This window comes from Streptomyces sp. NPDC059456, assembly GCF_042750055.1.
Lineage (GTDB): Bacteria > Actinomycetota > Actinomycetes > Streptomycetales > Streptomycetaceae > Streptomyces.
Window position 1 is genome coordinate 3,806 of sequence record NZ_JBHYVA010000248.1, and the last position, 5,675, is coordinate 9,480.

Annotated in this window: 5 protein-coding genes; 3 read left to right on the forward strand and 2 right to left on the reverse strand. The window is 72.7% G+C overall.

Annotated features, from left to right (window positions below; translation table 11 throughout):
* Positions 1–105 precede the first annotated feature (105 nt).
* Positions 106–1,212, reverse strand: a complete 1,107-nt coding sequence (locus ACFXA3_RS21775; RefSeq protein WP_054223969.1) for a citrate synthase 2 — start codon at positions 1,210–1,212, stop codon at positions 106–108.
* A 208-nt stretch (positions 1,213–1,420) separates the two neighbouring features.
* On the opposite strand from ACFXA3_RS21775, the gene pdxH reads away from it, so the two are divergent.
* Both pdxH and ACFXA3_RS21785 read left to right on the forward strand, forming a co-directional pair.
* Entirely contained in the window at positions 1,421–2,074 is a 654-nt protein-coding gene (gene pdxH, locus ACFXA3_RS21780; RefSeq protein ID WP_385189038.1) for a pyridoxamine 5'-phosphate oxidase, read from the forward strand.
* 360 nt (positions 2,075–2,434) lie between these two features.
* Positions 2,435–3,769 carry a PAS domain-containing protein gene (locus ACFXA3_RS21785; RefSeq protein WP_385189040.1) on the forward strand — a complete coding sequence of 445 codons (1,335 nt, stop codon included), beginning with the start codon at positions 2,435–2,437 and terminating at the stop codon, positions 3,767–3,769.
* Between the two features lie 20 nt (positions 3,770–3,789).
* Here ACFXA3_RS21785 and ACFXA3_RS21790 read toward each other — a convergent pair whose 3' ends face one another.
* On the reverse strand, positions 3,790–4,545 hold the full coding sequence (locus ACFXA3_RS21790) for an SIS domain-containing protein (protein ID WP_385189042.1): 756 nt from the start codon (positions 4,543–4,545) through the stop codon (positions 3,790–3,792).
* Positions 4,546–4,755: 210 nt separating this feature from the next.
* Here ACFXA3_RS21790 and ACFXA3_RS21795 point away from each other — a divergent pair, with 210 nt between their 5' ends.
* On the forward strand, positions 4,756–5,448 hold the full coding sequence (locus tag ACFXA3_RS21795; RefSeq protein WP_385189044.1) for a metal-dependent transcriptional regulator: 693 nt from the start codon (positions 4,756–4,758) through the stop codon (positions 5,446–5,448).
* Positions 5,449–5,675 lie beyond the last annotated feature (227 nt).

The window sequence follows — 5,675 nt, forward strand, 5'->3', positions numbered from 1 at the left end:
CGTTTCTGGGACGCCACCCGCGGATGTGCCCGCCGGGGCCTTGGGCGCCGCACCCCGTACGCACGTGACGGGATGCGGCGCCCTGGCGGCGGGTACGACCGGCGATCAGGCCGTGTCGGCGATGTCCGCGTAGCCCTCGATCTCCTGCGGATTGCGCCGGCCCGGGCCGATGTAGCGCGCCGACGGACGCACCAGGCGGCCCGTGCGCTTCTGCTCCAGGATGTGCGCCGACCAGCCGGCCGTCCGGGCACAGGTGAACATCGAGGTGAACATGTGCGCCGGGACCTCCGCGAAGTCCAGCATGATCGCGGCCCAGAACTCCACGTTCGTCGCGAGCACCCGGTCGGGGCGGCGGGCGTGCAGCTCCTCCAGCGCGGCCTTCTCCAGCGCGGCGGCCACCTCGTAGCGCGGCGCGTCCAGCTCCTTGGCGGTGCGCCGCAGCACGCGGGCGCGCGGGTCCTCGGCCCGGTACACGCGGTGTCCGAAGCCCATCAGCCGCTCGCCCTTGTCCAGGGCCTTCTTCACGTACGCCACCGCGTCACCGGTGCGCTCGATCTCCTCGATCATGCCGAGGACGCGGGACGGCGCGCCGCCGTGCAGCGGCCCGGACATGGCGCCCACGGCACCCGACAGCGCCGCGGCGACGTCCGCACCGGTCGAGGCGATCACCCGGGCGGTGAACGTCGAGGCGTTCATCCCGTGTTCCGCGGCCGACGTCCAGTACGCGTCGACGGCCTTGACGTGCTTGGGGTCCGGCTCGCCCCGCCAGCGGATCATGAACCGCTCGACCACGGACTCGGCCTTGTCGATCTCGCTCTGCGGCACCATCGGCCGGCCCTGCCCGCGCGCGGACTGGGCGACGTACGACAGCGCCATCACGGCGGCGCGCGCGAGGTTGTCGCGGGCGGTCCGCTCGTCGATGTCGAGCAGCGGCTTCAGACCCCACACGGGGGCGAGCATCGCGAGGGCGGACTGCACGTCGACCCGGATGTCACCGGAGTGCACCGGGATCGGGAACGGCTCGGCGGCGGGCAGACCGGGGTTGAACGCCCCGTCGACCAGCAGGCCCCAGACGTTGCCGAACGAGACGTGCCCGACGAGATCCTCGATGTCGACCCCGCGGTAGCGGAGCGATCCGCCCTCCTTGTCCGGTTCGGCGATCTCGGTCTCGAACGCGACGACCCCTTCGAGCCCGGGTACGAAGTCGGACATCAGGCGGCTCCTCAGATAGTGCGAACACGCGCGGCTCCCGGCGTGACTCGCGGTCCGGCGCGGTCATCCCCGTTGATGCCCGGCACGGCCGTCGGTCACCCGTGTGAGGACCTCCGGACCGGCCCCAAGATTTTGGCGGCTGCGGATGCCAGGCGGAAGCGTGACATACGGCACACTGCCGCAAGCACTCCTGCGGCAGGATGACCGTGTGACCGACCAGGACATTGACCCCGCCACGATGCGCAAGCAGTACCGCTCGGAGATCGTCCACGAGGCGAGCCTCGCCGAGGACCCCATGCGGCAGTTCGCCGAGTGGTTCCAGCAGGCCGCGGACTCGCACCTCTTCGAACCCAACGCGATGGTCGTCTCGACCGCGACCCCCGACGGCCGCCCCAGTTCCCGCACCGTGCTGCTGAAGCAGTTCGACGAGCGGGGCTTCGTCTTCTACACGAACTACGGCTCGCGCAAGGGCCGCGAGATCGACGCGAACCCGCACGTCGCCCTGCTCTTCCCCTGGCACCCCATCGCCCGCCAGGTCATCGTCACCGGCACGGCCTCCCGGATCGGCCGCGACGAGACGGCGGCGTACTTCCGCTCCCGCCCGCACGGCTCACAGCTGGGCGCCTGGGCGAGCGAGCAGTCCCGGGTGATCGCCTCCCGCGCGGAGCTCGACCGCCGCTACGCGGAACTCGCGGAGCGCTACCCCGAGGGCGAGCAGGTCCCGGTCCCGCCCGAGTGGGGCGGCATCCGGATCGTCCCCGACGGCATGGAGTTCTGGCAGGGCCACGAAAACCGCCTCCACGACCGCCTGCGGTACGTCCTGGAGGGCGGGAAATGGCGCCTGGAGCGCCTCTGCCCCTAGCCCGGAACGCAGACGACCCGCGGGCGCGGGTTTCTCTCCTGCAGTGAGAGAAGCCGGCCGGACGTACCGGCGAGCCCGCGGGTCGGGTGACTGCTTGGGATTGGCGCCTGGCGATCCCGCCGGGCACCGCACTGGGTGCGTGCGACGACGGGCCCTTAGCCCGCAGCCACCTCACGCGTCCGGTTTCCGTACATTTCGGGAACCACCTCCCTTCTCGTGTACCGCAGAGCCTAGAACCGCTCCCCGGGGTCCTCAAGTGATTTATTTCGGGGCGATTCAGGGAATGCGGTGTGGGCTGCGTCACGTTCCAGTTGAATGATCTGACGTGCCGCACACGCGAACACCTGCAGGGGGTGCCAGGTGAGTGCTTCCGGACGTGGTGAGACCACCGACGATCTGCTCGCAGCGCTGCTGGACGGGATGGACGCCGCCTTGTGTGCGTTCGACGCCGACGGCGTGATCACGCACTGGAACCGCGAGGCCGAGCGGATCCTGGGCTGGAGCGCCGCCGAGGCGGTCGGGCGCAAGGGGTTCGCCGGGTGGGCCGTGCGGGCCGCCGACGCGCAGGACGTGGAGGAGCGGCTCATGGCCGCCCAGGACGTGCCCGGGCGGCAGGTGCACGAGTTCGCCCTGGTCACCAAGGAGGGCGGGCGGGTGCTGGTGCGCACCCAGTCCGCCGGGGTGCCCGGGGCGGACGGGAAGCCCGCCGGGGTGTACTGCGCCTTCAGCGAGGTGCACGCCCAGATAGACCTGGAGCGGTCCATCGCGCTGAGCGAGGCGCTGATGGACGACGCCTCGTGGGGCGTGGTCCTCGTCGACGTGGACCTGCGGCCGGCGGTGGTCAACGCGCATGCCGCCCGCGCGTTCGGATCGGCGCGGTCCGCGTTGCTCGGCCGGCCCCTGGGGGAGCTGCTGGTCCAGGGCGTCGAGGAGCTGGAAGGGGCCCTTCAGCACGTGCTCGCCGAGGGGTCGCCGCCGGCGCCCGCGGAGCTGTGGGTGTCCGTCCGCACGCCGGAGGGGGTGCGGCGGCGGTGCTGGCGGTCCGGGTTCCTGCGGCTGGGATCGCCGCTGGCGGAGGAGCCGGTGCCGCTCGGGGTCGGCTGGCTGTTCCAGGACGTCACCGAGTCCCGGCAGGCCGCGCTGGACACGGCGCAGCTGCGGTTCCGGGCCGGTCAGCTGCACCGGTCGGGCCGGGCGGCCGCCGAGTGCCCGGACCCGGCCGAGGCCGCCGCCGTACGGCTGGACTTCGCCCTGGCCGGCTTCGCGGAGCACGCGCTGCTCGACGTACTGGAGCAGTCGTCCGATCCGGACCGGCGGCGGCTCGTACGGGTCGCCGCGTCGCCGCCGGTGCTGCCGGACCCGGGGGCCGGGGCGAGTGCCGCCCGGTACGCGCCCGGGCATCCGGCGCTGCAGGCGCTGGACCGGATCGGGTCGGTGCGCACCAGCGCCCCGCGCGGGGAGGCGGGCGGGGGCTGGGCGCGGGAGCGGCAGTGGCCGCAGGACGCGGCGCACGTGCTGTGCACGGTGCTGCGCAGCCGTGGGCGGAACCTGGGGGTGCTGACCTTCGTACGGGGTGCTTCGCGGGCCGCGTTCGAGCAGGCGGACGCGGCGTACGCGGAGGAGGTCGCGGCCCGGGTCGCGGCCGATCTGGACCTGGGCGCCTGGCCCCGGCACGACCCGAAGGACCTGGCCTAGGGGTGTCCTGCCCCCGCCGGTCAGTGGCGGAAGAAGATCCGGTCGCCGTACTCCTGGAGGACGCGGCCGTTCCATTCGTGGCCGCCGTCGACGTTGCCCGAGCGGAGCAGCGGGGGCTCGATGCCGCGGGCGACCAGCTCGCCCGCGGCCGCCGCCATCACGGCCTGCATGATCGCGCTGGTCACGACGGTGGAGGCGGGAGCGAACGGGGCGTCGATGCCGTCATGGCTCAGTTCGGCGTCGCCGACCGCGATCTTGCTGTCGAGGACGATGTCGCAGTGGTCCTTGAGGAAGGTGCCGGAGGCGTGCCGCGACCGGGTCTGCGTCGCGTACGCCACGGACGTCAGGCCGATCACCTTCATGCCGATGGCGCGGGCGTTCATGGCCATCTCGACCGGCAGGCCGTTGCGGCCGGAGAGGGAGATGATCACGAGGACGTCGCCGTCGGCGGCCGGGCTGCTGTCGAGGACGGCCCCGGCGAGACCGTCGACCCGCTCCAGGGCGCTGCCGAGGGTGGCCGGCATGACGTCGACGCCCACGGTGCCGGGGACGGCGAGGAAGTTGACGAGGGCGAGTCCACCGGCCCGGTAGACCACGTCCTGGGCGGGGAGGGAGGAGTGCCCGGCCCCGAAGACGAAGATCCGGTTCCCGGCGGCGACGGCGTCGGCGACGGCGGCGCCGGCCTCGGCGATGCGCTGTGCCTCTTCGCTGCGGACCCGCTCCAGGAGGCCGATCGCGGCGTCGAGGAACTGACCGGCCAGCTTGCTCTCGCTCATACGCCGATGGCCCTTCCAGAGGTGGGGTTCGTCCGTGTCCGCCGCTCACCGTGCGGTCTGGACCAAGGGCGTGTCAATACGAACGTCAATCCCGGTCCGGAGGCGCCCGGGGATGTCCTGGGCGGTGCTTGACGTCCGGCACGGGACGGTTGTCCGTGCGATGCGTCAGAATTGGGGGCAGGGCCAGCGCACGATATCCGAGGGGCACGAATGTCCGGACTGATCGATACCACGGAGATGTATCTCCGCACCATCCTCGAGCTGGAAGAGGAAGGCGTGGTCCCCATGCGCGCCCGCATCGCCGAGCGGCTGGACCAGAGCGGGCCGACGGTGAGCCAGACGGTGGCGCGCATGGAGCGGGACGGCCTGGTGGCCGTGGCGAGCGACCGGCACCTGGAGCTGACGGAGGAGGGCCGCCGGCTGGCGACGCGCGTGATGCGCAAGCACCGGCTCGCGGAATGCCTGCTCGTCGACGTCATCGGCCTGGAGTGGGAGCAGGTGCACGCCGAGGCCTGCCGCTGGGAGCACGTGATGAGCGAGGCGGTGGAGCGGCGGGTGCTGGAGCTGCTGCGCCACCCGACCGAGTCGCCGTACGGGAACCCGATCCCGGGGCTGGAGGAGCTGGGCGAGAAGGCGGAGGCGGACCCGTTCCTGGAGGACGGCATGGTCAGCCTCTCGGAGCTGGACCCGGGCCCGGACGGGAAGACCGTGGTCGTGCGCCGGATCGGGGAGCCGATCCAGACGGACGCCCAGCTGATGTACACGCTGCGGCGGGCGGGCGTGCAGCCCGGCTCGGTGGTCAGCGTGACCGAGTCGCCGGGCGGGGTGCTGGTCGGCAGCGGCGGCGAGGCGGCCGAGCTGGATGCGGAGATCGCTTCGCACGTGTTCGTGGCCAAGCGCTGAGCGGAGCGCCGAGCGAGGTGCCGAGCGAGGTGCCGAGCAGAGCGGCGCCGAGCCGAGTGCCGACCAGGGCGTGAACCGTGCGCCGACCGTCGGCCCGTGGGCGGCGGAGGGGGTCACGGGTGGTGGACATGGATGGTCCCGGCGCCGTGGGGCGCCGGGCCCGGTCCGCCCCATGCTGTCCAGGTGCCCCCCGCGCTCAAGGGCATCCCCCTCGGACCCTGTTGCCC

Bases quoted from the DNA above. Each gene is read 5' to 3' on its own strand.
- ACFXA3_RS21775 (WP_054223969.1), bottom strand. From the start codon at position 1,212: ATGTCCGACTTCGTACCCGGGCTCGAAGGGGTCGTCGCGTTCGAGACC.
- ACFXA3_RS21790 (WP_385189042.1), bottom strand. From the start codon at position 4,545: ATGAGCGAGAGCAAGCTGGCCGGTCAGTTCCTCGACGCCGCGATCGGC.
- ACFXA3_RS21795 (WP_385189044.1), top strand. From the start codon at position 4,756: ATGTCCGGACTGATCGATACCACGGAGATGTATCTCCGCACCATCCTC.